Origin of the sequence: Chitinibacter bivalviorum (assembly GCF_013403565.1) — a bacterium.
Lineage (GTDB): Bacteria > Pseudomonadota > Gammaproteobacteria > Burkholderiales > Chitinibacteraceae > Chitinibacter > Chitinibacter bivalviorum.
This window is the reverse complement of the sequence record NZ_CP058627.1, coordinates 3,008,307-3,033,496: the sequence shown is the minus strand read 5'-3', so window position 1 is coordinate 3,033,496 and position 25,190 is coordinate 3,008,307. Positions and strand designations below refer to the sequence as shown.

28 protein-coding genes are annotated in these 25,190 nt (G+C 51.0%); 6 read left to right on the top strand and 22 right to left on the bottom strand.

The annotated features are described in order from the left end of the window. Positions 1-18: 18 nt before the first annotated feature. On the bottom strand, positions 19-357 hold the full coding sequence (gene glnK / locus HQ393_RS14420; protein ID WP_179355889.1) for a P-II family nitrogen regulator: 339 nt from the start codon (positions 355-357) through the stop codon (positions 19-21). A gap of 242 nt (positions 358-599) precedes the next feature. Between glnK and HQ393_RS14415 the strand changes: the two genes are divergently transcribed. Continuing rightward, complete coding sequence (locus HQ393_RS14415; RefSeq protein ID WP_179355887.1) at positions 600-860, top strand: accessory factor UbiK family protein; 261 nt, start codon at positions 600-602, stop codon at positions 858-860. Positions 861-959: 99 nt separating this feature from the next. Further along, on the top strand, positions 960-1,463 hold the full coding sequence (locus tag HQ393_RS14410) for a GNAT family N-acetyltransferase (RefSeq protein WP_179355885.1): 504 nt from the start codon (positions 960-962) through the stop codon (positions 1,461-1,463). Positions 1,464-1,643: 180 nt separating this feature from the next. On the opposite strand, the gene HQ393_RS14405 is transcribed toward HQ393_RS14410, so the two are convergent. From HQ393_RS14405 to mnmG, 13 genes are all read right to left on the bottom strand, one after another. Next, on the bottom strand, positions 1,644-2,072 hold the full coding sequence (locus HQ393_RS14405; protein ID WP_179355883.1) for a F0F1 ATP synthase subunit epsilon: 429 nt from the start codon (positions 2,070-2,072) through the stop codon (positions 1,644-1,646). An 11-nt stretch (positions 2,073-2,083) separates the two neighbouring features. After that, positions 2,084-3,463: a F0F1 ATP synthase subunit beta gene (gene atpD, locus HQ393_RS14400; RefSeq protein ID WP_179355881.1), complete on the bottom strand. Its 1,380-nt coding sequence runs from the start codon at positions 3,461-3,463 to the stop codon at positions 2,084-2,086. Between the two features lie 35 nt (positions 3,464-3,498). Then, a complete protein-coding gene (gene atpG, locus HQ393_RS14395; RefSeq protein WP_179355879.1) occupies positions 3,499-4,377 on the bottom strand; it encodes a F0F1 ATP synthase subunit gamma in 879 nt (292 codons plus the stop codon). A gap of 28 nt (positions 4,378-4,405) precedes the next feature. Next, complete coding sequence (atpA, locus tag HQ393_RS14390) at positions 4,406-5,947, bottom strand: F0F1 ATP synthase subunit alpha (protein WP_179355878.1); 1,542 nt, start codon at positions 5,945-5,947, stop codon at positions 4,406-4,408. Between the two features lie 8 nt (positions 5,948-5,955). Continuing rightward, entirely contained in the window at positions 5,956-6,492 is a 537-nt protein-coding gene (locus HQ393_RS14385) for a F0F1 ATP synthase subunit delta (RefSeq protein ID WP_179355876.1), read from the bottom strand. Positions 6,493-6,499: 7 nt separating this feature from the next. Continuing rightward, positions 6,500-6,970: a F0F1 ATP synthase subunit B gene (locus HQ393_RS14380; RefSeq protein ID WP_179355874.1), complete on the bottom strand. Its 471-nt coding sequence runs from the start codon at positions 6,968-6,970 to the stop codon at positions 6,500-6,502. Between the two features lie 33 nt (positions 6,971-7,003). After that, a complete protein-coding gene (atpE, locus tag HQ393_RS14375) occupies positions 7,004-7,288 on the bottom strand; it encodes a F0F1 ATP synthase subunit C (RefSeq protein ID WP_179355872.1) in 285 nt (94 codons plus the stop codon). Positions 7,289-7,387: 99 nt separating this feature from the next. Then, positions 7,388-8,191, bottom strand: a complete 804-nt coding sequence (gene atpB / locus HQ393_RS14370) for a F0F1 ATP synthase subunit A (protein ID WP_179355871.1) — start codon at positions 8,189-8,191, stop codon at positions 7,388-7,390. Positions 8,192-8,194: 3 nt separating this feature from the next. After that, positions 8,195-8,581: an ATP synthase subunit I gene (locus tag HQ393_RS14365; protein WP_179355869.1), complete on the bottom strand. Its 387-nt coding sequence runs from the start codon at positions 8,579-8,581 to the stop codon at positions 8,195-8,197. 182 nt (positions 8,582-8,763) lie between these two features. Beyond that, positions 8,764-9,603: a ParB/RepB/Spo0J family partition protein gene (locus HQ393_RS14360; protein WP_179355867.1), complete on the bottom strand. Its 840-nt coding sequence runs from the start codon at positions 9,601-9,603 to the stop codon at positions 8,764-8,766. A gap of 101 nt (positions 9,604-9,704) precedes the next feature. After that, positions 9,705-10,490 carry a ParA family protein gene (locus HQ393_RS14355; RefSeq protein WP_281361498.1) on the bottom strand — a complete coding sequence of 262 codons (786 nt, stop codon included), beginning with the start codon at positions 10,488-10,490 and terminating at the stop codon, positions 9,705-9,707. Positions 10,491-10,598: 108 nt separating this feature from the next. Next, the gene (rsmG, locus tag HQ393_RS14350; RefSeq protein WP_246307902.1) at positions 10,599-11,249 is read right to left on the bottom strand and encodes a 16S rRNA (guanine(527)-N(7))-methyltransferase RsmG; all 651 of its coding nucleotides are present in this window, start codon (positions 11,247-11,249) and stop codon (positions 10,599-10,601) included. Next, positions 11,246-13,159: a tRNA uridine-5-carboxymethylaminomethyl(34) synthesis enzyme MnmG gene (gene mnmG / locus HQ393_RS14345; RefSeq protein ID WP_179355863.1), complete on the bottom strand. Its 1,914-nt coding sequence runs from the start codon at positions 13,157-13,159 to the stop codon at positions 11,246-11,248. The genes rsmG and mnmG overlap by 4 nt, the downstream gene beginning before the upstream one ends. 157 nt (positions 13,160-13,316) lie before the next feature. Here mnmG and HQ393_RS14340 point away from each other — a divergent pair, with 157 nt between their 5' ends. Next, the gene (locus HQ393_RS14340; RefSeq protein WP_179355861.1) at positions 13,317-16,058 is read left to right on the top strand and encodes a methyl-accepting chemotaxis protein; all 2,742 of its coding nucleotides are present in this window, start codon (positions 13,317-13,319) and stop codon (positions 16,056-16,058) included. A gap of 81 nt (positions 16,059-16,139) precedes the next feature. Here the strand turns inward: HQ393_RS14340 and ppgK are convergent, their stop codons facing one another. The 3 genes from ppgK to pyrE form a co-directional block, all read right to left on the bottom strand. After that, a complete protein-coding gene (gene ppgK, locus HQ393_RS14335; RefSeq protein WP_179355859.1) occupies positions 16,140-16,913 on the bottom strand; it encodes a polyphosphate--glucose phosphotransferase in 774 nt (257 codons plus the stop codon). A gap of 103 nt (positions 16,914-17,016) precedes the next feature. Further along, positions 17,017-17,604: a DUF4124 domain-containing protein gene (locus tag HQ393_RS14330; RefSeq protein ID WP_179355857.1), complete on the bottom strand. Its 588-nt coding sequence runs from the start codon at positions 17,602-17,604 to the stop codon at positions 17,017-17,019. 3 nt (positions 17,605-17,607) lie between these two features. After that, positions 17,608-18,255 (bottom strand): orotate phosphoribosyltransferase, encoded by a 648-nt coding sequence (gene pyrE / locus HQ393_RS14325; RefSeq protein WP_179355855.1) that lies wholly within the window; start codon positions 18,253-18,255, stop codon positions 17,608-17,610. 68 nt (positions 18,256-18,323) lie between these two features. Between pyrE and HQ393_RS14320 the strand changes: the two genes are divergently transcribed. Both HQ393_RS14320 and HQ393_RS14315 read left to right on the top strand, forming a co-directional pair. Continuing rightward, positions 18,324-19,094 carry an exodeoxyribonuclease III gene (locus HQ393_RS14320; RefSeq protein ID WP_179355853.1) on the top strand — a complete coding sequence of 257 codons (771 nt, stop codon included), beginning with the start codon at positions 18,324-18,326 and terminating at the stop codon, positions 19,092-19,094. 61 nt (positions 19,095-19,155) lie between these two features. Further along, a complete protein-coding gene (locus HQ393_RS14315) occupies positions 19,156-20,418 on the top strand; it encodes an AmpG family muropeptide MFS transporter (protein WP_179355851.1) in 1,263 nt (420 codons plus the stop codon). Between the two features lie 54 nt (positions 20,419-20,472). On the opposite strand, the gene HQ393_RS14310 is transcribed toward HQ393_RS14315, so the two are convergent. Further along, a complete protein-coding gene (locus tag HQ393_RS14310) occupies positions 20,473-20,784 on the bottom strand; it encodes a GIY-YIG nuclease family protein (protein ID WP_246307900.1) in 312 nt (103 codons plus the stop codon). Between the two features lie 97 nt (positions 20,785-20,881). After that, positions 20,882-21,172 (bottom strand): BON domain-containing protein, encoded by a 291-nt coding sequence (locus tag HQ393_RS14305; RefSeq protein ID WP_179355850.1) that lies wholly within the window; start codon positions 21,170-21,172, stop codon positions 20,882-20,884. Between the two features lie 217 nt (positions 21,173-21,389). Here HQ393_RS14305 and nudC point away from each other — a divergent pair, with 217 nt between their 5' ends. Next, on the top strand, positions 21,390-22,241 hold the full coding sequence (nudC, locus tag HQ393_RS14300; RefSeq protein ID WP_246307899.1) for an NAD(+) diphosphatase: 852 nt from the start codon (positions 21,390-21,392) through the stop codon (positions 22,239-22,241). A gap of 47 nt (positions 22,242-22,288) precedes the next feature. Here the strand turns inward: nudC and HQ393_RS14295 are convergent, their stop codons facing one another. From HQ393_RS14295 to HQ393_RS14285, 3 genes are all read right to left on the bottom strand, one after another. Beyond that, on the bottom strand, positions 22,289-22,468 hold the full coding sequence (locus tag HQ393_RS14295; protein WP_179355848.1) for a hypothetical protein: 180 nt from the start codon (positions 22,466-22,468) through the stop codon (positions 22,289-22,291). Positions 22,469-22,932: 464 nt separating this feature from the next. Further along, the gene (locus tag HQ393_RS14290; protein ID WP_179355846.1) at positions 22,933-23,772 is read right to left on the bottom strand and encodes a transporter substrate-binding domain-containing protein; all 840 of its coding nucleotides are present in this window, start codon (positions 23,770-23,772) and stop codon (positions 22,933-22,935) included. Positions 23,773-23,850: 78 nt separating this feature from the next. Then, the gene (locus tag HQ393_RS14285; RefSeq protein WP_179355844.1) at positions 23,851-25,008 is read right to left on the bottom strand and encodes a benzoate/H(+) symporter BenE family transporter; all 1,158 of its coding nucleotides are present in this window, start codon (positions 25,006-25,008) and stop codon (positions 23,851-23,853) included. Positions 25,009-25,190: the final 182 nt, after the last annotated feature.

The following is a 25,190-nucleotide window of genomic DNA, read 5'->3' as shown; positions in this document are numbered from 1 at the left end:
TCTCCAGATAGCTCAGATTTAGATGGCTGCGTCGCCAGTTTCGCTGGTACGAATGCGCACCACATGGGCCAAATCGAATACAAAAATCTTACCATCGCCAATCTTGCCGGTGTGTGCGGCTTTTTCGATGGCTTCGATGGCTTGCTCCAAAATGTCATCCGTAATTGCGATTTCGACTTTTACTTTGGGCAAAAAATCAACCACGTATTCAGCGCCACGGTATAACTCGGTATGCCCTTTCTGACGACCGAAACCTTTTACCTCAGTCACAGTCAAACCTTGCACACCAATCTCAGATAAAGCCTCACGGACTTCATCAAGCTTGAAAGGCTTAATGATCGCAGTTACGAATTTCATGGTTTGCTCCTTAAATAGGAAAACGGAATTAGACAACTTCCTTGTAGCAGAAAGCGTGCCAACTCTGATTTTCAAGCAAAATCATGATGTTACGATGTAGATATAGTCCCATGGCACTATACTGGAACAGAAATTCCTGCTGTCATGGCAGTGACGCACTCATTTGGTGCTTAAAACGAAGTCTTGTAATGCTTTGAATCTGCTAAACTCAGTTTTAAGTTATTGACGCTCTGGAGCACATCATGCTGAAAGAAAAGTTTTTTGATGAAATCGCAGGCAAAATCTCAGAAGCGATCGCATCGAGCCCAGCCAAAGACATGGAAAAAAATATGCGCGCAATGATGGGCAGCGCATTTACTAAGCTCGACTTGGTGACACGTGAAGAGTTTGAAATCCAGCAAGAAGTATTGGCACGGACGCGTGAAACTGTAACCCAGCTCGAAGCGCGCATCGCCGAGCTAGAACGCCGCTTGCAAACCAATAATCCGCAAGATGGTATCTAAGGGTTAATCGCAATTTACAACACGCAAAACTAAAACCGAGCCCTGCGCTCGGTTTTTTTGTAACATCAAGTACATTCACCCAACAATAACGAGAACATTGTGCTTGCCACTGCGACCCAACCTACCACTACTTTTGCAATTAGCAATGCCAGCATTCTGGATTTAGATGATCTAGCACCGCTATTTGTGGCCTATCGCCAGTTTTATATCGATCATTCATTGCAATATGCGCAGTGTCCACAAAGCCCCGAAGAAGCGCGCGCGTTCTTGGCTGAGCGTCTTGTATTGGGCGATTCGCGACTGTATATCGCTCGCAATGCCGAGAATCAAGCCATTGGATTTGCTCAGGTATTTATGAGCTTTTCCTCGATGGTCTTATGTCGCAGCTGGGTACTGAATGATTTATTTGTCTCGCCCGACAGCCGTGGCCAGAAAATTGGTGAAGCACTGCTGGCCCACGTTGAACTTGAAGCTAAAGCGACAGGGGTTGCTATCCTGACAATGGAAACCTCACCCGAGAATGTCCATGCACATCGCCTCTATCAGCAAATGGGCTATGTCCGTGAAATGGGTCATCTGCACTTTGTGCGAAAACTCAGTTAGAGCCGAATATACACAGGCGGGTATTACCATCAAAGCTAATATTTAAAATATATTCATGGCAATACCTACCACTAACCAAACTTGGCACTTGCAATTGAATAATCTCAACAAATTTTGGCAATAAAAAAACCAGCCCGAAGGCTGGTTTTTTGTTTAGTGCAAACCATCGCAAAGCGATGATTAGTGGCCGCGCCGTTTGATCTTGTCGATGACAGCAAGTTTTGCAACTGCTTCGACCAATTCGGCCTGCGCCATGGCAAAGTCCATTGACGAAGCATGATTTTTCAATGCTTCTTCGGCCTTGCGCTTAGCTTCTTGCGCTTTGGCTTCATCAATGTCAGCACCACGAATCGCAGTGTCGGCCAATACCGTTACCCCATCCGGCTGAACTTCGATCATGCCGCCTGATACAAACAGGATGACATCGTCTTCGTTCGAGTTTGCGACCTTAATACGGATCGCGCCCGGGCGAATGCGGGTCAGCAGCGGCGCGTGCCGCGGCAAGATACCGATCTCACCCTTGTCGGCAGGAGCCGAGATGAACTCGGCGGTGCCAGAGTAGATCAGCTCTTCTGCGCTAACTACGTCCACATGCATGGTCATGGCCATAGCTTAACCCCTTATTGCATCGACTTGGCTTTTTCGATCGCTTCTTCGATGCCGCCAACCATATAGAAGGCCTGCTCAGGAAGGTGATCGTAATCGCCATTCAAGATGCCCTTGAAGCCCTTGAGGGTTTCTTTGAGCGGAACGTACTTACCTGGTGAACCCGTGAACACTTCGGCCACGTGGAACGGCTGAGACAAGAAACGTTGGATCTTACGAGCACGTGATACAGCCAATTTGTCTTCTGGAGACAATTCGTCCATACCCAGAATCGCGATAATGTCTTGCAATTCTTTGTACTTTTGCAGCGTTTGCTGAACACCACGTGCGACGGTGTAGTGCTCATCGCCAACCACTTGTGGATCCAGCTGACGTGAAGTCGAATCCAGTGGGTCTACCGCAGGGTAGATACCCAAAGACGCGATGTCACGGCTCAATACAACAGTCGCATCCAAGTGAGCGAAGGTTGTAGCTGGAGACGGGTCAGTCAAGTCATCCGCTGGTACGTATACGGCTTGAATCGATGTAATCGAACCAGTTTTGGTTGAAGTGATACGCTCTTGCAGAGCACCCATCTCTTCAGCCAGAGTTGGCTGGTAACCTACCGCTGAAGGCATACGGCCCAACAGAGCGGATACTTCAGTACCGGCCAGTGTGTAACGGTAGATGTTGTCTACGAAGAACAAGATGTCACGGCCTTCGTCACGGAAGTGTTCCGCGATCGACAAACCAGTCAACGCTACGCGCAGACGGTTGCCTGGAGGCTCATTCATCTGACCATACACCATCGCCACTTTATCAAGAACGTTAGAGTCCTTCATTTCGTGGTAGAAGTCGTTACCCTCACGAGTACGCTCACCTACACCAGCGAACACAGACAAACCGCTGTGTGCTTTAGCGATGTTGTTGATCAATTCCATCATGTTTACGGTTTTGCCTACACCGGCACCACCGAACAGACCAACTTTACCACCCTTAGCAAACGGGCAAACCAAGTCAATTACCTTGATACCAGTTTCCAAGAGGTCAATGCTTTGGTTCAACTCATCGAACTTAGGCGCAGCTTGGTGAATAGCGCGAGTTGCCTCAGCGTTCACAGGACCTGCTTCGTCGATTGGGTTGCCCAATACATCCATAATACGGCCTAGCGTAGCTTTACCTACTGGCACCGAAATTGGTGCCCCAGTATTCGTTACGCCAGTACCACGTTTAATACCATCGGTTGTACCCATGGCAATGGCACGCACTACGCCGTCGCCGAGCTGTTGCTGAACTTCCAGCGTCAGATCTGCGCCAACTAGTTTGAGCGCGTCATACACCTTGGGCAGATTGTCGCGTGGAAATTGCACGTCAACAACTGGTCCAATGATTTGTACGATTTTACCTTGGCTCATCGTTTTTCCTAATCCAGTTAATCCGTCAGGGCCCATTAAACTGCTGCAGCGCCAGATACGATTTCCGAAAGTTCTTTCGTAATCGCGGCTTGTCGCGTTTTGTTATACAGCAGTTGCAGGGAGCCGATCACCTTGTCAGCGTTGTCGGTTGCGGCCTTCATCGCCACCATACGAGCTGCATTCTCAGACGCCATGTTTTCCGCTACAGACTGGTAAACCAGTGCTTCAACGTAGCGGTTCATCAAGTCATCAATCACAGTTTTGGCATCTGGCTCAAACAGGTATTCCCAGTTATGAGTACGCGCCGGTTTTTTAGCCGGCTCAAATGCTTCGCTCGCCAAAGGCAGCAATTGCTCTACCACCGGCTCTTGTTTCATCGTATTGATGAAACGAGTGTAAGCGATATGAACTTCATCCACTTCACCGGCGATAAATGCATCGATCATTACTTTGATCGGGCCAATCAGCTGTTCCAGGTGTGGGGTATCACCAAGACCAACGACAGAAGAAATGACCTTCGCGCCGTTGCGGTTCATAAACCCATAACCCTTATTGCCGATTGCAGTTACAACCGTCTCAACACCTTTTTGGTGCCATTCTTTTACATTTGTAAAAGCCAGACGCAGCGAGTTGGTATTCAAACCACCACACAAGCCTTTGTCTGAGGTCACCATAATCAGGCCAACCCGTTTGACGGTTTCGCGCTTTTGGAGGTATGGATGCTGATAGTCGACCAGCGCTTGGCTCAGGTGAGCGGCCACACTACGGATTTTTTCACCGTAAGGGCGGGCCGCTTTCATGCGTTCCTGAGACTTGCGCATTTTCGACGTGGCAACCATTTCCATGGCGCGGGTGATCTTCTGCGTGTTTTTTACGCTTTTGATCTTGGTACGAATCTCTTTACCGCCTGCCATGATCTGATCCTTTTATTTACGTCTCAAATCAGTAAGCAGCGCCGGCCTTAAAGGAATCCACAGCTTTCAGGATTGTCGCTTCATCATCAGCAGAAAGTTCACCTTTCTCATCGATGCGCGCCAATACGTCAGCGTGATTTGCCTTAATGTGGCTCAGGAAAGCAGCTTCGAATGCCAAAGCACGGTCAACAGCGATGTCAGCAAATGCACCTTTGTTAATCAGCAAGAGGGTTACACCCAACTCGCTCACTTTCAATGGGCTGTACTGAGCTTGTTTCATCAACTCAGTTACCAACTTACCGTTTTCCAGCTGTTTACGTGTCGCTTCATCCAAATCAGATGCAAACTGAGCAAAAGCTGCCAATTCACGATACTGAGCCAGAGCCAGACGTACACCGCCACCCAATTTCTTAACGACTTTAGTCTGCGCAGCACCACCTACACGTGATACCGAAATACCCGCGTTCATCGCTGGGCGAATACCCGCGTTGAACAAGTCAGTTTCCAAGAAGATCTGACCGTCAGTAATCGAAATTACGTTAGTTGGTACGAATGCAGATACGTCACCTGCTTGAGTTTCAATGATAGGCAGTGCAGTCAAAGAACCTGTTTTGCCTTTCACTTCGCCGTTCGTCAATTTCTCAACTTCATCAGCGTTGATACGCGCAGCGCGTTCGAGCAGACGAGAGTGGAGATAGAAAACGTCGCCAGGGAAAGCTTCACGGCCTGGTGGACGACGCAGCAGCAACGAAATTTGACGGTAAGCAACAGCTTGCTTAGACAAATCATCGTATACGATCAATGCGTCTTCACCGCGGTCGCGGAAGAATTCACCCATCGTGCAACCAGAGTATGCAGCGATGTATTGCAATGCAGCTGATTCAGAAGCGGCAGCAGCAACGACGATGGTATGAGCCAATGCGCCGTGCTCTTCCAATTTACGAACTACGTTCGCAATAGAAGATGCTTTCTGGCCGATCGCAACGTAGATACACGTTACGCCAGTGCCTTTCTGGTTGATGATCGCGTCCAATGCAACGGCAGTTTTACCGGTTTGACGGTCACCAATGATCAACTCACGCTGACCACGACCTACTGGAACCATAGTATCGATTGATTTGATACCGGTTTGCAGTGGCTGTGATACAGATTGACGAGCGATTACGCCTGGAGCGATCTTTTCAATTGGCGCAGTCAGTGTCGTGCCCAATGGGCCTTTACCGTCGATTGGTTGACCCAATGCATTTACTACGCGGCCAACCAGTTCACGACCGATAGGCACTTCCAAGATGCGACCAGTACATTTAACCTCATCACCTTCGGCGATGTGTTTGTAGTCACCCATAATTACGGCACCAACGGAATCACGCTCTAAGTTGAGCGCCAAACCGTAGGTATTGCCCGGGAATTCCAGCATCTCGCCTTGCATAACTTCAGACAGACCGTGCACGCGCACGATACCGTCAGTTACCGACACAACAGTACCAGTCGTGCTGGCCTGCGCGCCCTGCGGCAGATTCTGGATCCGAGCTTTAATCAGTTCACTGATTTCGGACGGATTAAGTTGCATGATTTCTCCTAACTCTTCAGGCTCGTTGCAAGAGCGGTCAATTTGCCACGTACAGAGGCATCAATAACCAGATCACCGATTGTTACTTTGATACCGCCGATTAGATCGGGGTTCACACTCACATCGGCTGTGATCTTGCGCTTGAGTTGCTGATTGAGCGTAGCCGTCAGTTCGGCCAGTTGGGCATCAGTCACAGCAAAAGCAGATTCGATGTGCGCTTGCGCTACACCTTCATCTGCCGCTTTCAGCTCTTCGAATAACGTCGCTACAGCCGGTAGGGTCGTAAAGCGACGATTTTCGATCACTGTTGCCAGGAAGTTTTTAACCTCGGCGCTCGCGTCAGTACCCAGAAGCCCAACCAACAGCTCCTGAACCTGAGTAGCAGAACACTTTGGATTAGCCACTACGTCAAGGGCATCCTTGTTACCTGCGATCAACGCAAGATTGGCAAGGGTATCCGACCAAAGAGCAAGCGTATTGCTTTCTTTGGCTAAGCGGAATACCGCTTCGGCGTAGGGTCTAGCGACGGTTATAAGTTCTGCCATGACTGTCTTACAGTTCCGCTTTGATAGATGTCAGCATATCAGCATGCTTAGCAGCGTCGACTTCGCGCTGCAGAATCTTCTCTGCACCAGCAATTGCCAAAGTAGCAACTTGCTGACGGAGTGTTTCTTTTGCATGTTGAATTTGCTGCTCGATTTCACCTTGAGCGCCAGCGATCAGGCGTTCGCCCTCAACTTTGGCATTGCCCTTGGCTTCATCGACGAGTTGTGCAGCACGCTTTTCGGCTTGTGCAATGATCTCGGCTGCCTGTTGCTTCGCTTCACGCAGTTTTTCTGCTGATTTTTTCTCAGCATTATCAAGATCTTGCTTCGCACGATCAGCTGCAGCCAAGCCATCAGCGATACGCTTGGCGCGCTCATCCATCATCTTGGTCAGCGGAGGCCAAACAAACTTCATCGTGAATAAGATCAGGATCGCAAAAGTGATCATCTGACCTAAGAGAGATGCATTAAATTCCACGCTGAATGTCCTCCTTAAAGGCTGATCAAATGATTAGTGAGCAGCAGCAGTCAGGGCAGCAAGGAATGGGTTGTTGAAGGTGTAAAGCATAGCAACACCAACGCCGATCATAGAGATCGCGTCCAACAGACCAGCAATAATGAACAGTTTAGTTTGCAAAACTGGGATCATTTCTGGTTGACGAGCAGAAGACTCGAGGAATTTACCGCCGAGAATCGCGAAACCGAGAGCGGTACCGATTGCAGCCAGACCAATAATGATCGCAGCAGCGATTACGGTCATACCTTGTACGGAAGCAATTACTTCAGGTGTTGCCATTTTTGATACTCCTAAGGTTTAAAGCAAAAAGTTACTAGGTTGGGTAAAACTTTGTCCGACGTCGTGCACCCAACCGACACACGCCACCGGACAGAAATCTTAGTGGTCTTCGACAGCCAAGCTCAGGTAAACGATGGTCAACATCATGAATACGAAGGCTTGCAACGTAACAACCAGAATGTGGAAGATCGCCCATGGTGCGCCCAGCACCCAGTTAATCCACCATGGCAGCAAGGCGATCAAGATGAAGATCAACTCACCGGCGTACATGTTACCGAACAGACGAAGCGCCAGAGAGATTGGCTTAGCGGCTAATTCGATCAATTGGAAAGCAAAGTTAACTGGCGCTAACAGAATCGTCATCAACACGCCATCTGCATGGAAAGGCGCAGTGAACAACTCTTTAATCCAACCAAACAAGCCTTTTGCAGAAATCGAGAAGCCGATAATCAGCAACATCACAGTCAGCGACATGGCAAATGTTTGGTTTACGTCAGCAGTCGGCACCACACGCAGGTAAACGTGATGCGGATCTGCACCAAAGAAGGTCACACCGATCCATTGTGCAATCGTTGGCAATAAATCAACCGGCAAGAAGTCCATTGAGTTCATCAGGAATACCCAGCAGAAGATCGTCAAGCTGAGTGGGCCGATTACTTTTGATTTAGCGTGAAATGCGTCTTTGATCTGGCTATCAACCATTTCAACGATCAATTCGACAAAGTTTTGCAGACGGCCTGGAACGCCTGATGTTGCTTTACGAGCGACATAGGCAAACACACCAACGAACAGCAAGCCCAAGGCCAAGGCAATCCAGAAGGTATCCAAATGGAAACCACCGAATGCGTCGGTTTTGGCAAAGGTCAAATGGTGCTGGATATAACTAGTTGCATCTTGTGCCATGATCTACTTTTTACCGTCAAATTGAATTAAAAGCCCAAACCAGTAGGCACTAGCGGCTGCGAGGTATCCTACAAACACCCACAACCAATCTGCCTGCCGATACAAAACAAATAACGCTGCAAATGCCAGCAACGTCATACAAAGCTTGGCCATTTCTGCTGCAAAATGGCGGCGCATAATTTCGGCTGCCGGGGCAAATTTCACGCCCCCTATCGAGCCGTATGCGATCACGGCATACAACACGCTACCGAAAATTGCGATCAAACCACCCACACCACTTGCAATTGCTGCTGATTGACCCAAAATCAGTAGGAGCACTACCGCGAGCACTATAGTGATCGCCACTTTCAAGCGAATCACGCCCCGAATCTGTGCAGTCCTAACCATCATTCCACCATAAGCGAAACCCCGCGATTATACGGAGTTGATTTGCCCTACGTCAATTTTACACATTGACTTAACAGCATTTATTTTCATGCCACATGCTACTGGCGTAGAAAAAGCCCATTTCTTTTCAGCGCTGTAATTTAAGGAGCACCCTTTTGGCAACATTTTGGTGCGGAAGGATTAAGTTACTTAAAATGCGCTAGCAGCGCTTCCAATTGCTCAGCATTTAAATATTCAATCGTGATCTTGCCCTGCCCTTTCTTGCCGGCTTGAATCTGTACCTTGGTGCCCAATCGAGCAGAAAGGTTCTCTTGGCGCACAACTAATTCTGGATCTTGCTCGACATGCGGCTTTTCTTTTGGCTCGGCCTGCATCTTTTTCACCAGCGCCTCAACCTCACGCACCGACAAACCCTTCAAGACAACATGACGCGCGGCTTCAAGCTGCTGAACTTCATTCAAAGGCAGCAAAGCCCGGGCGTGCCCCATATCAAGCTGCCCAGCCATCAACATATCGCGCACCGCCGCTTCCAAATTAAGTAAGCGCAACAAATTGGCGATAGCCGAGCGTGATTTGCCTAAAGCATGCGCGGCCGCTTCTTGCGTCAAACCAAATTCATCGACCAAGCGCTGAATCCCGATCGCTTCTTCGAGCGGGTTGAGGTTTTCGCGCTGAATATTTTCAATGAGCGCCATCGCCAGCGCGGCCTCATCGGCAATTTCGCGCACCAAAGCGGGGATTTCAGTCAAACCAGCGAGCTGCGCGGCGCGCCAACGACGCTCACCCGCAATAATTTCATATTGTTCAAGGCCGATTTCGCGCACCAAGATGGGCTGCATCAAGCCTTGCGCCCGAATTGAGTTCGCTAATTCTTCGAGCGCCTCTTCATTCATCAAGGTACGCGGTTGGTATTTGCCCGGCTGCAGCACATCTACGGGCAGTGTTTTCAGCGCATCGCTGGCGGCTGGATCACCCATCAGCGCGTCGAGGCCACGCCCCAAGCCTTTGAATTTTTTGCTTACCATATTTCTTCCAACGCCTGATGGCGGCTCAAGCTCATGATTGCACAATGGCAATCGTACTTAGCACGCCAGATGAACAATATATTGCGATTGATTGCGATGCATTACATCGCGGGGACTGCTTCGAGCGAATTATGCCGCGCCAGCAATTCTTCGGCGAGTTGCAAGTACGCCTGAGCGCCTTTTGAAGATTTGTCGTACGCCAAAATAGGGCGACCGTAGCTAGGCGCCTCGGCCAAACGAACATTGCGGGGAATCACCGTGTGATACAACTTACTGGTGAAGTGTTTCACCAACTGATCAGACACTTGCTGCGCCAAGGTTGAACGCGGGTCGAACATGGTACGCAGCAAGCCTTCGATTTCAATTTTGCGATTTAAATTGAGCTTGATGCGTTTGAGCGTATTGACCAAATCCGACAACCCTTCCAGCGCATAATATTCGCACTGCATCGGGATCATCACTGCGTCGGCGGCCACCAAACCATTGAGCGTCAGCAGATTCAGCGCCGGCGGGCAATCGAGAATAATAAAGTCGTATTGCGCTGCAACTTGCAGCAGCGCGGTTTTCAAGCGCGTTTCGCGCGCTTCGGCATCCACCAGCTCGACTTCAGCACCCGCCAAATCGCGACTCGCAGGCAGCACGTCAAAGCCGCCCGACTCTGAGTTTTTAATCGTCTGGGTAATTTCAGAATCGCCAATCAGCAGCGAGTACACCGAATGACGCAGCTTGGTTTTATCAATCCCAGCGCCCATCGTGGCGTTGGCCTGCGGATCGAGATCAACCAGCAACACGCGTTTGCCCAAATGAGCAAGGCTCGCAGCCAGATTGACGGCGGTCGTGGTTTTACCAACGCCCCCTTTTTGATTCGCAATCGCCAATATTTTCATCAAACCACTCTCACATGCTCAGGCAGATCTTTCACCGAAGCTGCTAGTTTACTCGGACAGCACTTATTTTTGATGGCAAATCTTTGTGCTGGCGACGAAACGCCGCATTTATGCCTGCTTGCGAATATGCACCAAATGACGTTCTGCATCCAAACCCGGCACTTGCAAGGCATCAATATGATCGACGTATACGCTTGCAGGCAAACCAGCAACTTCTTCGTGAGGATATACCCCTTTTAGCGCCGCCCATTCACCGCCTTCAGCCAGCAGGTGCTCCGTCCAGCGAATAAAGTCACCCAAATCGGCAAAGGCGCGTGAGGTGATCACGTCAAACTTTGCTTCAGGCTGCACGGCTTCAACGCGGCCAGTGATGATACTAACGTTCGGTAATTGCAACTCCAGAATCGCCTGACGCAAGAAAGTCGTTTTTTTATGGTTGGAATCAAGCAAAGTGAGCTGCCAATCCGGACGGGCAATCGCAAACGGAATGCCGGGCGTGCCAAAACCCGAGCCGACATCGACCATGCGCAGCGCGCCTTCAGGCAAGTATTTGAGTGGCGCGAGCGAATCGAGTAAGTGATGCGTCACCATGCGCTCAGGCTCACGAATCGCCGTCAGGCTGTAGGTTTTATTCCATTTTTGCAGCAAGGCCACATAGGCCAGCAATTTGCTCTGCTGCGCCTCATCCAGCGGCAAACCCATTTCCGCCAAGCCTTGCGCCAGCATCGCGGCCAATTGGCCATTCATTACGTCGCTCATTGCACATCCTTTGCTATTGATCCGTCAGCCGCCGCAGCCATGCGACTTTTCTTGATGTACACCACCAAGAGCGCAATCGCCGCCGGCGTCACGCCAGAAATCCGCGAGGCAATACCCAGCGTTTGCGGGCGCTGCGTGCTCAATTTTTGCTGAATTTCTTTCGATAAGCCCGGGACTTGGGTGAAGTCAAAATCTTCCGGCAAGGCAACATCTTCCAGCGTGTCACGCTTGGCGACTTCACCTTGCTGGCGCTCGATATAACCTTGGTACTTCACTTGAATTTCGATTTGCTCGGCGACTTTCTCGTCCGCCACACCGGGGCCGGCCACTTCCAAACTCATCAAGCTGGCGTAGTTCACTTCGGGGCGACGCAGTAACTCGGCCAGCGTGTATTCACGCTCGATCGCTTTGCCCAGCACGCGTTCGGCTTCTGCCGCAGCCAAAATCCGCGGATTCACCCATGTCGATTTCAGACGCTCAAATTCGCTGGCGATCGCATCGCGCTTCTCGCTAAACAATTTCCATTGCTCATCACCAACCAAGCCAAGGCGACGACCATGTTCGGTCAAACGCAAATCGGCATTGTCTTCACGCAATTGCAGGCGGAACTCAGCGCGGCTGGTAAACATGCGGTATGGCTCGGTAACGCCCTTGGTGATTAGATCATCGACCAATACCCCTAGATACGCCTCGTCACGACCCGGACACCACGGCGCTTCGTCGCGCGCATACAGCGCTGCATTCAAGCCCGCAAACAGGCCTTGCGCCGCAGCTTCTTCATAACCCGTCGTACCGTTAATTTGGCCGGCAAAATACAGGCCTTTGATGGCTTTGGATTCAAAGCTATTTTTCAGCGCACGCGGGTCAAAATAATCGTACTCAATCGCATAACCCGGGCGCAGGATGCGGGCATTTTCCAAGCCTTCAATCGACTGCAAAGCCGCGAGCTGAATATCAAACGGCAAGCTGGTCGAAATGCCGTTCGGATAAAATTCATTGGTATCCAAGCCTTCAGGCTCAAGGAAAATCTGGTGGCTTTCTTTATCAGCAAAGCGGTTGATTTTGTCCTCGATACTTGGGCAATAGCGCGGGCCAACGCCTTCGATCTTGCCGGTAAACATCGGGCTGCGATCAAAACCGCTACGGATAATGTCGTGCGTTTTCAGGTTGGTATGCGCGATCCAGCACGGTAATTGTTTCGGGTGCATCTCGCGCGTGCCGCGCAATGAAAATACCGGCTCTGGCGTATCACCGGGCTGAATACCGAGTACGTCGAAATTAATCGTACGGCCATCGATGCGCGGCGGCGTGCCGGTTTTCAGGCGGCCAACGGGTAATTGTAATTCGCGTAGTTTTTGTGACAACGTGATTGAGGCTGGATCGCCAGCGCGACCGCCGACGTGGTTTTCGAGGCCAACGTGGATTTTGCCGCCCAAGAAAGTCCCTGCCGTTAGCACGACGGCGCTGGCGCGAAACTCGATGCCGATTTGCGTAACTGCGCCGACGACTTTATCACCGTCCAAAATCAGGTCATCGACCGCTTGCTGAAATAAATCGAGATTTTCTTGGTTTTCCAGCATATGGCGAATCGCCGCTTTGTAGCGGATGCGATCGGCCTGCGCGCGCGTCGCGCGTACCGCGGGGCCTTTGCTGGAATTGAGCGTTTTAAACTGGATGCCCGACATATCGGTCGCCAGCGCCATCGCACCGCCCAATGCATCTAGCTCTTTCACCAAATGGCCTTTGCCAATGCCGCCAATCGACGGATTGCAGCTCATCTGCCCTAGCGTCTCGATATTGTGCGTAAGTAGCAAGGTTTTGCGCCCCATGCGTGCGCTGGCGAGCGCAGCTTCGGTGCCGGCATGGCCGCCACCAACAACAATCACATCATAACGAGTAGGGTAAAGCATGGCGCGCGGCCTCAAACAGCGGTAAAGGGGCAATATTCTACGCTAAAACAGTCACTTGAGTAAGCATGATTGATATTCATCCCCGCCATGAATAACTTAGCAATTGCGCATGTCTGTTCTACATTAAAGATGACCCTACCCCCAAAGGAATATAGCCGTGCTTGCACCCGCCACCCGCCTGATGGATCAACTACGCTATCCCAAAAAATTCCTCTTAGTTTCAACGCTGTTTGCCATCCCTACGCTATTGCTGCTGATGTTTGTGTGGCTCGCAGGTCATGATGACATTAAGTTCGCCCAGCAAGAGCAACGTGGCGTGGCGCTCCTAGAAATCATTACTCCCCTTTGGCAACAAAGCCTTCAAACAGGGGATGGTGCTCGTATCAATGGTGATCTGCTCAGCGCGCTCAAAGCCGCCAATCAAGCGCATGGTGAAGCACTACAATTGAGTGAGCCGATCAACAAGCTGATTTCACAAGCAAGCTTGGGCGCGGCGGCTCAGGGGCAAGTCAGTGCAGCCGCATTGGCATTGATTTCACAGCTCAACGACAACTCAAATCTCGTGCTCGACCCCGAAACAGCCAGCTACTATGTCGGAGATTTGATTATTTCCAAATTGCCTTCGCTGCTCGACACCTTACATCATGCACAAAGTGAGCTGATCGGTGGACATTTCGAGCAGCAGAAATCGCAACTGATTTTACTGTCTGCGCCTGATCGACTTACAGAGACGATGGCGCAAATGAGCAGCAGCATCGACAAAATCACCGTAGTTGAACCTCAAGTTGGTGCCATCCTGAAAACACAATGGGCACCCTTAGCCACACAACTCAACGCCTATTTAGCGCGGTATCAACAACACATTGTGCAGCCATTACAAAGCCAGCAAGTACCTCACCCCGAGTCAACTCAATTTACAGCGCTAAACCTACAAATTGCTCAGTCAGCCAGCAATCTGAATTCAACAGGCTTTACGCAATTGAGTGGTTTATTGGCCGAACGGATTCACAGCCGTCAAATCAAACTGGCCTTTGCTTTCGGAGTCGCCCTCATTGCCTTTCTGAGTGCGGCGTGGTTGCTGGCGGGGTTTTATCTTTCGACGAAACGCAATCTAGAGCGCCTGAAAACATCGTTTCAAAACGTCGCGGATGGCAAGTTTGCGGACCCCATTATCCTCGATGGCAAGGATGAATTAGCCGAGCTCAACACTGGGCTAAGTCAGCTTGTGCGCAATTTGCGCGATTTTAGCCAAGAGCAAATTGCAATGGCCAATGCGCATGAAGATGGCGATATTCACCACACACTACCGAGCGAGAAATTTAACGGTGGTTATCGAGAAATGGCCGAACGCGTCAATGAGCTTGTGCGTTCGCATACCGGCATCGAAATGAAAATGGCGGCTTTAACCAGTCTCTATACCCAAGGTGAATACAGCCTACAAATGGAGAATATGAAAGGGCTGAAATCGATGATTTCGACTGAAATCGACCACGTCCGCGAACGCATGCAACAAGCGGCGCAAGATGCAGACTTTACTTTACGGGTGAAACAAGCGCTCGACCAAGTATCTACTCCCGTGCAAATCGCGGATCGCGATGGGCGGATCATCTATTACAACTTGGCATCGGACGCAAATTTTACGCTGCGCGCAGGTTTAGCTCACCCAAGCGCACTCAGTAATTATCCGCTGTCGCAATTGCTGCATAGCAATTCTAAGCTGCAAGGTATTACTGAACAGACGCGCAACGGCGATGTACAACTCGGCGATGGGCGCTATACCGTGACACTCAGCCCGATTCGAGATGCGCATGATCAAATCGTCGGCCAAGTCGTTGAATGGCAAGATCGGACTGCTGAGCTCGCGACGGCCAGTGAAATTGCCGAGTTAGTCATTTCAGCCGCCAATGGTGATTTATCTGGTCGAATTGATTTAAATGGGAAAACCGGCTTTTTCGCCGAGCTGGGTCAAAATCTAAATCAGCTGATCAGTACCAATGAGCAAGGGCTCAATGACATTAGCCAGATTCTCTCTGCCCTCGCCCACGGCGATCTCACGCAGCACATGACGGGGCAACGTAGCGGGATTTTTGATGAACTCCAACACAATGCCAACACCACCATCGCGCAACTCAGCCAGATCATCAGCGAAATACGCGGCGCATCAAGTGCTGTTGCCGAAACCGTCAATTCGCTGGTCAGCGGCAATACCGAGCTAGCGGAGCGTAGCCGCCGCCAAGCCGAGTCATCGGAGCGCACCGCGCAAACGGCCACTGAAATTAGCTCGATGGTGAAGCGCAACGCCGAAACCACTGCCGCAGCCAGTCAGCTGGCCAAGCAAGCATCCTCTCAAGCCAATCAAGGCCGAGAAACCATGGATCGCGTGACCGCAGCCATGGCGCGGCTGACCCAAAGTGCACGGCAAATTGCCGACATTACCAGCCTGATTGATGGCATCGCATTTCAAACCAATATATTGGCGCTCAATGCCGCGGTCGAAGCGGCCCGCGCGGGGGATTCGGGACGAGGCTTTGCCGTTGTCGCGGCTGAAGTGCGGAATTTGGCTCAGCGCTCGGCGAGCGCTGCCAAGGAAATCAAGGCTTTGATTGATACCTCGGTCACCGAAATTCATCAAGGTCATCAACTCGCAACCCAATCGGCGAGCCAAGTACATGGCGTTGTCGAGCAGGTATCCAGTCTGACGCACATGCTGCAAGAGATTGATAATGCGTCACGCGAACAAAGCCTGGGGGTCGACGATATGAGCCAATCGATTGCCGCTATTGATACTGATGTGCAGGAAAATCGAGCACTTTCAAATCGCCTGTCGCAAAACTCTAGCGAAATGCGCACTCAAGCGCTGCGCCTCGACTCGGCAATTTCCGTATTTCAAACCCATTAAAGCACAAAGCCCAGCGCATGCTGGGCTTTGATGTATCGCCTTTTACACAAGGCCAGATATAGCTTCCAAAGCAATACCCCGTCAAACCTTAAATTGTTTCGCCGCTTCAAGTGCCGCACCAACAATCCCCGCTTCATTTCTCAAAGTGGCCGCAACCAACTCAAAACGCAGGTTTTTCATCTCTGGAATAAACTTCTCGCCTTTTTTACTAATCCCACCACCGATAATCACCAGATCAGGCGAGAACAATAGTTGTAAATGCTCAAGGTAAGCATTCAGGCGCGGATTGAACTCTTTCCAGCTTAAATCTTTGTCTTCTTTGACTTTGGCTGAGCAGTATTTTTCAGCAATAGTGTCTTTCGGGAAAATCAAATGACCAAACTCGGTATTGGTGATGAGTTTACCGTCAACAATCAAGGCGCTACCGATCCCAGTACCCAAGGTGATCACGATAATTTTGCCATGACGACCTTTGGCTGCACCAAACATTACCTCAGCCGAGCCTGCGGCATCCGCATCATTCAAGACAATCAAAGGCAAACCTGTCGCCTTGGCCAGAATGTCTTGTGCTGGCGCGTGAAACCAGCTCTGATCAACATTGGCGGCCGACATGGTGACACCGTTATGCACAATCGCAGGGAAGGTACAGCCAACAGGGCCTTGCCAGGCAAAGTGATCCACAATCACCTTCACCACTTTGCCCACCGCTTCGGGAGTTGCAGGCTGTGGCGTATCAATACGTAAGCGATCGGCCACCAGCTCACCTGTCTCAACATTCACAGGGGCCCCCTTAATGCCGGTTCCACCTATATCAATTCCTAGAACAATACGTGGCGCAGCGTTAGAAGTAGTCATATCTGTCATCAAGTTAAATGTTGGAGTGCAGTTTGCCATTAAGTAGGTCGCTCACCTACACGATAAAACCCGTATATGCAGTCAAGGATATCGTGTGGGCAGTTTAATTGGGCGAAATGCTACGCAATTGAATCAAACGTAACTTATCCGCCTCAGCCCTTGCCTTAATCTGCAAGATTTCCTGATCCTGGCGAACCAATGATTCATCAATTGCCTTGATCTCGTTACGATTTAGATCAAGTTCTGTTTGCAAATCGTTGGGGACGGGCTTTTTATTCTGTTTTAAGCGATCGGCCTGTTTTTGCAGTCGCGCTTGTCGCTCTTCAAGCGTTTGCCGGCGCAAGCGATTGGTTTGCTTGCCCGCTTCAACCGCTTCAATTTGGCGATCGCGCAGCAAATCGACTTCTTCAGGCTTGGAGAACGATTGCAGCAGGGCTCGATCTTTGCGGCGCTGCTCAAGCTGCACGCGCTGACGTTCTGCTTCGGCAGCACGTTCAGCCTCGGTCATATTGTCGCCCGCATTACGAACCCGACCTGATTTATCAAGCTGGGTTAAATCCTTGCTGTGCCCTGTCGGCGGTTTATCGCTGTATTGCACTTTGCCATTTTCATCAACCCAGCGATAAAGGCTGCCCGCCTGGGCAGCCAGTGCTGTCGTACATAACAACGCTAAAACGAGCCAATGCCGCATGAATTAACCTTGCTGTATACCGTATTGAGCACGGTAGTTTTGAACTTTCGCTAGATTCTCAGTCATTCCTTCTTGGTCTGCAAGGAAAGTCAGTAAATCTTGCAAAGATGCAATAGGAATTACTGGAATACCAAATTGCTGCTCTACTTCCTGCACCGCCGACAGCTCGCCTAGGCCACGCTCCATTCGATCGAGCGCAATCAAGACCCCTGCTGGTTCTGCGCCTGCGGCACGGATCATATTCACTGATTCACGCACCGAAGTACCTGCCGAAATCACATCATCAATAATCATCACGCGGCCTTTCAGCGGCGCGCCAACCAATACACCACCTTCGCCGTGATCTTTCGCTTCTTTGCGATTAAACACGAAGGGCACATTGTGACCTGCATTCGCCAGTGCCACTGCCGTTGCTGACGCCAGCACAATGCCTTTATAGGCAGGCCCAAACAGCACATCAAATTGAACTTTAGACGCCAGTGCCGCTTGCGCATAAAAACGGGCCAATTCGCCGACCGACGTACCGTCGCTAAACAGACCCGCATTAAAGAAGTACGGCGAGTTACGGCCCGCTTTGGTGATAAAATCGCCAAAACAGAGTACTTTTTGCGCAACGGCAAAGCGGATGAAATCTTGACGGAAGTTGGTCATGGCATAGTCCTAAAGCGTAATTTCACAATAACCGTAAGCATAGCATTGATTGAACAAGGAAACGCCGCGTGCGCATCATTTCTGCCAATTTGAACGGGATACGTTCTGCCACCACCAAAGGTTTTTTTAACTGGCTTAGCAGCCAAAATGCCGATGTGGTCGGCGTGCAAGAATTGAAAGCGCAAGCCGCCGACCTCAAACCCGAACATACGCCGGCACAATTTCATGCGTATTTCCATTACGCCGAAAAAAAAGGGTATAGCGGTGTGGGCTTGTATTGTCGCCACGAGCCCGACGAAGTGATTACGGGCCTTGGGATAGCGGACATCGACGCCGAAGGTCGCTATCTGGAAGTGCGCTTTGGCAAGCTATCGATCGTGTCGCTTTACCTGCCATCCGGTTCGTCATCAGAAGAGCGTCAAGACGTAAAATTTAGCTTTCTGGAACGCTTCTGGCCACGCCTGAATGAGCTGCGCGAGTCTGGCCGCGACGTGATCATCATGGGCGACTGGAATATCGCGCACAACGAGATCGACCTGAAAAACTGGAAAGGCAATCTGAAAAACTCGGGCTTTCTGCCCGAAGAGCGCGCGTGGCTGACGCAATTATTAAGCAGCGGCTGGGTCGATACTTGGCGCACGCTATACCCTACCATCCCCGGCTATACCTGGTGGAGTAATCGCGGCCAAGCGTATGCGAAAGACGTGGGTTGGCGGATTGATTACCAAATTGCAACGCCAGCACTGGCAGCTACGGCGCAAGCAGCCAGTATTTATAAAGACGAAAAGTTTTCCGACCATGCGCCTTTGATTGTGGATTACGATTACCCTTTAGCCTAAATACATCACCCTGTATTGCCGTCAAAGCCAATCAATAAAAAGAACAGAAGCCCATACCCCAATGAACTTTCAAAATTATTTTGCAGTTTTCAGCAATCGCCGCATCGCCGCGGCGATGTTTTTGGGATTTGCTTCCGGCTTGCCGCTGGCGCTCACCGGCTCGACGCTGCAAGCGTGGTTGTCGGATGCGGGGCTGGATATTAAAACCATCGCTTGGTTTACCTTGGTCGGCCAACCCTACACGTGGAAGTTTTTATGGTCGCCGCTGATTGATCGTTTCCCAATGCCTTTTCTGGGGCGCCGTCGAGGCTGGATGCTGCTGACCCAGCTTGCCTTAGCAGGCGCGATTGCCTTTATGGGTGGGCTGGATCCGCAAACGCATCTGGCGACTTTTGCCGTACTGGCGCTGCTGGTTGCGTTTTTTTCCGCGACGCAGGACGTCGTCATCGACGCGTATCGCACCGAAACACTGCATCAAACCGAGCGTGGCGCGGGTGCGGCCGTTGGCGTGTTTGGCTATCGGATGGCGATGCTGACCTCAGGTGCGCTGGCGCTCATTTTGGCGGATGGCTTTTTAAGCTGGCAGCAAACTTATTGGGTAATGGCCGCGATTATGGCGGCAATGGCGCTGGTGACTTTGTTCTCACCCGAGCCGGAGGTCATCCACCAAGCGCCGCGTTCGCTGCGTGAAGCGATTATCGAGCCGCTGCACGAGTTTTTCAGCCGCGACGGTGCGATTTTGCTATTAACATTGGTCGTTGCCTATAAATTAGGCGACGCCTTTGCCGGCAGCCTATCGACCAAATTCCTGCTCGATATGGGCTATGTGAAAACGCAAATCGGCTCGGCGAATAAGATCTTTGGCATGATCGCCACCATTCTTGGTGGTTTTGCCGGCGCGGTGCTGATGGTGCGTTGGGGTTTGTATCGCTCGTTATTGGTGTTTGGCGTGTTGCAGGCGCTGACTAATTTGGGCTACTGGTTGATCGCGCTGCACGGTGCTCCCAGCTTAGGCCTGCTGTACTTTGCGATTGGCGGGGAAAATCTGGCTGGCGGCATGGGTACGACGGCTGCGGTCGCGCTGCTGATGAGTCTGTGCAACCCGCGCTTTACCGCGACCCAATTTGCCTTACTTTCGGCGCTCGCCGCCTTTGGCCGCGTTTACGTTGGCCCCGCCTCGGGTTATTTGGTCGTGGCATTGGGCTGGGCGAATTTCTTTGTGTTCTCGGTCGCCGTCGCCGTTCCCGGCTTATTGTTGGTGCTGTTTTTGCGCAAAACCATCACGACACTGGATGCGCCCAAAACGCCGCTCACTGAAGAATAACGGTAAAGTCAGCTCAGAGAGACCAATCCAGGGTATTCAAACAAGATCCTTGTTTTATATAGCCTCCATCCACATACCCATCGAATCAATTGTAAAGCGCGGCATCAGCGCCGCGTTCTTACCATCAAGCAAGGCACGTTTTTCTGCCGTACTAAGTTGCTTAATTGCATATTCGATTTTTTGCGCCACGCTGCGATTCGCACACGGCAAAATCAGCGCAATTGAATCGGGAGGATGGGCGCGGGTATATTTGGCGCCTTTCCCGGCCTGATGCGCGGCAAAGCGCTTTGCGACATCGACGGCGACACCGGTGTAAAGGCTGCCATCACGGCATTGCAGAATATAAACAAACCAAGGCTGCATCATGGCCACTGCGGGCTTAAAGCTGAAAGAGGGCCATACGATACCGCAAAAATGCAAAAACCCCGCGAGGCGGGGTTTTGTTTTGCGAAAAACTAGCTAATTAGTTTTTTGGCATCAGATCGTTAAAGACATAACGAACGCCTTTGATTTGCTCGGTCAATTCGCCTGCGTGCGCCATTTGCTCGCCTTCATCCACTGAACCGCTTAATTTTACATCGTAGGTATCCACCGCTTTTACTTGGATATCAAATGGCTTCAAAGCCGCATCAGCATCAATGGCTGCTTTGGCTTTCATCGCCAAACAACCCCATACGCAAGCTACGTCGGATGCTTGGGCAGTTGAAATAGAGGCGGCCGCGAGCAAAATCGCGATTAGTGCAGTACGTTTCATGGCTATTCTCTCAATCAGTTCTGTGGTTTCTCAGCCCAGCTTGGGCTTTATATGACGCTGATTCTAAAAGACTAACATTACAGAATTGTTTAAATTCAAAGACAAATCAGAATTCTCTTGCTCAGCTGTCAATTGGCGACATCCGCATGAGCGCAAATCAGGCCGCAAGTTTTGGTACACTGATTCAAGCTCTGCCGCGCTCAGTGCGTCAGCCTGTATGTTCGCCCCTCAGACCAAGACCTTGCCCATGCTGCCCGACGACTTTACGCCCAGCCATACCCCTATCCAGATTATCTTGCCAGATTCGATCTTCATTGGCCTACATGGCGATACCCTGATTTTTGATAAGGGAGAATTGGCCAAGCCCGCCGCGTTGGCTAACATGCCCGCCCCTGAGCAATGCCTGATTATTGGGTACTGGCAAGGGCAAGCGGTGCAAATTGCCATTTGGCCTGAACAAGACGCTTTGCCGCCAGAGTTAGAGAAAATGGGGCTGCGCGCCAGTTACGAAGCCATCGGCGAAGCTCTGTGGCTATTGGCTGGGCGCGCCAGCCAGATTGCGACTTTTTATCGCACGCATCGCTTTTGTGGTCTTTGCGGCGGCAGAAATCAGATCCTGAGCACCGAAGTGGCTTGTGAATGCAGCGTCTGCCAACATCGAGTCTGGCCACGCATTTCCCCCGCCGTCATGGTGCTGATTCGGCGTGGAGATGGGTCTAATGGGGAATTGCTGCTGGCGCGCTCGCCGCATTTCAGAGCGGGGATGTACAGCGCGGTCGCGGGCTTTGTCGAGCCGGGCGAGAGCCTGGAGCAATGTGCACACCGTGAGGTACTCGAAGAGGTCGGCGTACGGATCAAAAACCTGCGCTGGTTTGGCAGCCAAAGCTGGGCTTTTCCGCACTCGTTGATGCTTGCCTTTATTGCTGACTATGAGTCGGGTGACATTGTCTGCCAAGAGGGCGAAATTGAAGATGCGCAGTGGTTTTCCCTCGCTGCGCTGCCCGAGTTGCCTAGCCGCTATAGCCTAGCATGGCGACTGTTGGATTCGGCGCTTAATCATAAAATCTGAACATTAATCCAAACCAAAATGATGAGCGTATCCGAGCATTGCTCAAATTAACGAATCAGACCCAAATCCATCATGAAATTCAAGAGCCTTGGCATGGCCGCCATCAGAGCAATATACAAGGCATAAATGGCAACGCGCTCTTTCCAAATACGGGGAACACTAGAAACCCATTCTGCAAATTTAAAACTTGGTTTACCGATCACAGGTAGTGAATAGACGAGTTCCATTGCATACACTCCGCACTAGGTGCTTTTGACTTGCAATGATCCTACTACAGTGTTTTTCGGAGTTAAACATTATTAGAAAACTCTAATAAACTAATACTTAGCAAACATGCGGCTTATACGCAATTTACCCTATATACAATCCGACGTACGGCAGGATTTTCAAAGTAGCCACTACCATTTTTCCAGATTAATTGGTATTTATTTTTATTGCATTAGCATAAAACTCGCTACTTCCGCCATCAAAACCTTACTTGTTTTTTAATATTCAAAATCAATCACAATTTTGGTAAACCTTTGCCACCGTTAGCTTTTTTACAAAAAACAAGTAATCACCACTTAAAGCACCAGCCATAAACATACAAATTCAGAAAGGAAAAATTGTATTATTTACAGGTATATATTGGTCTTAAAACTAAGCCATGTTCACGACACATAATCATGAAAGCAACTCAAAAGAAGCAAGGTTATTTCTGGTTGAGCAAGCGCCAGCTTTCTACTTTGCTATTGAAAAACCCTGCATCGGTATAGGCGCGGCGAATCCGTCCTTCTTGGCGCAGTTGCATAATGCCTTTATCCAAAGCCGCGCGCAGTCGCTCGCCTTCTGGACTCGGTGCAACCAGAAAATGCCGACTGCCTGGCATCGCCACTTTCAAGCCCCGCACCGGCAAGAGCCGAACCCCATCAATTTCATACCGCATATCGGGGGCGGATTTGAACGAGGCCAAAGTGAAATCACCATGCCCGGCGGCGACCATTTTGGCGATCATTGGGAAAGTGGGGGCGGTTTGAATCCGACGGATGTCCAAACTATCGAGCACGGCCAGATCATTTTTCCAATTCTGATTACTCACGGCAGACAGGGTTTGCAGCCGCTTTAAATCCGCGCTTTGCAAGGCACGATTACTGGCGGCGACATAAAATCCCACCACATATTCGCCATCCTGAATCATCGCGTTCGATTTTTTGGCTGCGCTGTCTTTCACATCGGCCGCCCAGACCGTCGTCGCGGTAGCCAGCACGCGGCCATTTTCGACCTCGACCAGATTGCGCTGATAGCTATCCACTGGCACAAACTGAATCCGCTGCTGATATCCACCTAAGCGCAAAGCCTGCTGAAACAAAATCACCTCAACGGTATCCCGCCGCGAGCCAGCACCGCGGTAATCCCGAATATCCTCGACTTTGCGCTCGGCAACGAGTCGCTGGTAATCATTGAGTACATCTTGAGGTACGGCGACCAAGACCTCGGCGTGCGCGCCGAGCGAGAGCAAAACCCCCAGTATCGCCATTAAAAATCGAACCATTGCCGCAACTCTAACTATGCAAGAGCGCTCTTTTTAACACATTGGGATAATAATGAAATGCTAATTTTCCTCGCTCGCTTATTTGCGCAGCGCCAGCGTCGCGATACCTCCAGCGATCAAACCCCAAAAGGCCGAGCCAATGCCAAATAGCGTCAAGCCTGAAGCCGTCACCACAAAGGTAATAATTGCCGCTTCGCGGTGACGCTCCTCCCGCACCGCCAGCGCCAAGCCATTGCCGATGATATTGAGCAAGGCCAAACCAGCGACGACCAGCACCAGCTCTTTCGGAAATGCCGCAAACAGTGCGGCCACAGTCGCGCCAAATAACCCGATCAGCACATACATGACGCCCGCCGCCACCGCCGCAACATAACGTTTGCTCGCGTCTTCGTGCGCGTCTTTGCCCATGCAAATCGCCGCGGTAATGGCCGCCAGATTGATCGCAAACGCGCCAAATGGCGCCAAAATAATGGTCGTGATACCGGTCCAGCTAATAATCGGCGAAATCGGCGGACGATAGCCATTGGCGTGCAATACCGTCACGCCCGGCACATTTTGCGACGCCATTGTCACCATAAATAAGGGGAGCGCGACGCTGAGCAAGCTCGCCCAACTCAAAGTCGGCGTGGTCCAGACTGGCGCCGCCAACTCAAAACGAATACTCCCCAGATGTACCACCCCCTGAGCCATTCCAATCAATAGGCCGACGAGCAATACCCCTACGATGGCATAGCGCGGTTGCCAGCGACGTAATAGCAAATACGTGGCAATCATGCTGATCGCCATCAGCAATTGCGTTTGCAAAGCGGTAAACGCGCCAAAGCCAAAACGCAGCAACACCCCCGCCAACATCGCTGACGCCAGCCCCAGCGGAATACGCTGCATCGCACGCTCAAACCAGCCAGTGAGTCCCATCAGCAAAATCAGCACGCCCGACACCATAAACGCGCCGATCGCCTCGGGCATGCTAACCCCCGCCACGCTGGTGACCAACATCGCCGCCCCAGGCGTAGACCACGCCGTCACCACGGGGACGCGATAGCGCAAAGACAAGCCAATACACGTCAGCCCCATCGCCAGCCCGAGCGCCCACATCCATGACGCGGTTTGCTCCGGCGTGGCGTGCAGCGCTTGCGCGGCCTGAAATACAATCACCGCCGAGCTGGTAAAGCCAACCAAGACCGTCACAAATCCAGCGACCAGCGCCGACAGAGAAACATCATCCCACAATTTCATGCGTTATCCTTTTTAGGCCAAGCTATTCTGGCGACTTTCAATGCGCCTCGCAAACACAGTTCACTATCAGACATTTGGTTACAGAGTCAGTCATTGACTGCTTACAAGCCTTGCGAGCATGATTAAGGCATGAAAGCACATTGCACCTATCTGATCGCCCTTCATGCCCACGCTGCTGCGTG

What these genes read in the sequence shown, in the direction of transcription:
- glnK (WP_179355889.1), bottom strand. Translation starts at nt 357, where the DNA reads ATGAAATTCGTAACTGCGATCATTAAGCCTTTCAAGCTTGATGAAGTC.
- HQ393_RS14415 (WP_179355887.1), top strand. Translation starts at nt 600, where the DNA reads ATGCTGAAAGAAAAGTTTTTTGATGAAATCGCAGGCAAAATCTCAGAA.
- HQ393_RS14405 (WP_179355883.1), bottom strand. Translation starts at nt 2,072, where the DNA reads ATGGCCATGACCATGCATGTGGACGTAGTTAGCGCAGAAGAGCTGATC.
- atpD (WP_179355881.1), bottom strand. Translation starts at nt 3,463, where the DNA reads ATGAGCCAAGGTAAAATCGTACAAATCATTGGACCAGTTGTTGACGTG.
- atpG (WP_179355879.1), bottom strand. Translation starts at nt 4,377, where the DNA reads ATGGCAGGCGGTAAAGAGATTCGTACCAAGATCAAAAGCGTAAAAAAC.
- atpA (WP_179355878.1), bottom strand. Translation starts at nt 5,947, where the DNA reads ATGCAACTTAATCCGTCCGAAATCAGTGAACTGATTAAAGCTCGGATC.
- HQ393_RS14385 (WP_179355876.1), bottom strand. Translation starts at nt 6,492, where the DNA reads ATGGCAGAACTTATAACCGTCGCTAGACCCTACGCCGAAGCGGTATTC.
- atpE (WP_179355872.1), bottom strand. Translation starts at nt 7,288, where the DNA reads ATGGCAACACCTGAAGTAATTGCTTCCGTACAAGGTATGACCGTAATC.
- atpB (WP_179355871.1), bottom strand. Translation starts at nt 8,191, where the DNA reads ATGGCACAAGATGCAACTAGTTATATCCAGCACCATTTGACCTTTGCC.
- HQ393_RS14365 (WP_179355869.1), bottom strand. Translation starts at nt 8,581, where the DNA reads ATGATGGTTAGGACTGCACAGATTCGGGGCGTGATTCGCTTGAAAGTG.
- HQ393_RS14360 (WP_179355867.1), bottom strand. Translation starts at nt 9,603, where the DNA reads ATGGTAAGCAAAAAATTCAAAGGCTTGGGGCGTGGCCTCGACGCGCTG.
- HQ393_RS14355 (WP_281361498.1), bottom strand. Translation starts at nt 10,490, where the DNA reads ATGAAAATATTGGCGATTGCGAATCAAAAAGGGGGCGTTGGTAAAACC.
- rsmG (WP_246307902.1), bottom strand. Translation starts at nt 11,249, where the DNA reads ATGAGCGACGTAATGAATGGCCAATTGGCCGCGATGCTGGCGCAAGGC.
- mnmG (WP_179355863.1), bottom strand. Translation starts at nt 13,159, where the DNA reads ATGCTTTACCCTACTCGTTATGATGTGATTGTTGTTGGTGGCGGCCAT.
- ppgK (WP_179355859.1), bottom strand. Translation starts at nt 16,913, where the DNA reads ATGACTACTTCTAACGCTGCGCCACGTATTGTTCTAGGAATTGATATA.
- HQ393_RS14330 (WP_179355857.1), bottom strand. Translation starts at nt 17,604, where the DNA reads ATGCGGCATTGGCTCGTTTTAGCGTTGTTATGTACGACAGCACTGGCT.
- pyrE (WP_179355855.1), bottom strand. Translation starts at nt 18,255, where the DNA reads ATGACCAACTTCCGTCAAGATTTCATCCGCTTTGCCGTTGCGCAAAAA.
- HQ393_RS14315 (WP_179355851.1), top strand. Translation starts at nt 19,156, where the DNA reads ATGAACTTTCAAAATTATTTTGCAGTTTTCAGCAATCGCCGCATCGCC.
- HQ393_RS14310 (WP_246307900.1), bottom strand. Translation starts at nt 20,784, where the DNA reads ATGATGCAGCCTTGGTTTGTTTATATTCTGCAATGCCGTGATGGCAGC.
- HQ393_RS14305 (WP_179355850.1), bottom strand. Translation starts at nt 21,172, where the DNA reads ATGAAACGTACTGCACTAATCGCGATTTTGCTCGCGGCCGCCTCTATT.
- nudC (WP_246307899.1), top strand. Translation starts at nt 21,390, where the DNA reads ATGTTCGCCCCTCAGACCAAGACCTTGCCCATGCTGCCCGACGACTTT.
- HQ393_RS14295 (WP_179355848.1), bottom strand. Translation starts at nt 22,468, where the DNA reads ATGGAACTCGTCTATTCACTACCTGTGATCGGTAAACCAAGTTTTAAA.
- HQ393_RS14290 (WP_179355846.1), bottom strand. Translation starts at nt 23,772, where the DNA reads ATGGTTCGATTTTTAATGGCGATACTGGGGGTTTTGCTCTCGCTCGGC.
- HQ393_RS14285 (WP_179355844.1), bottom strand. Translation starts at nt 25,008, where the DNA reads ATGAAATTGTGGGATGATGTTTCTCTGTCGGCGCTGGTCGCTGGATTT.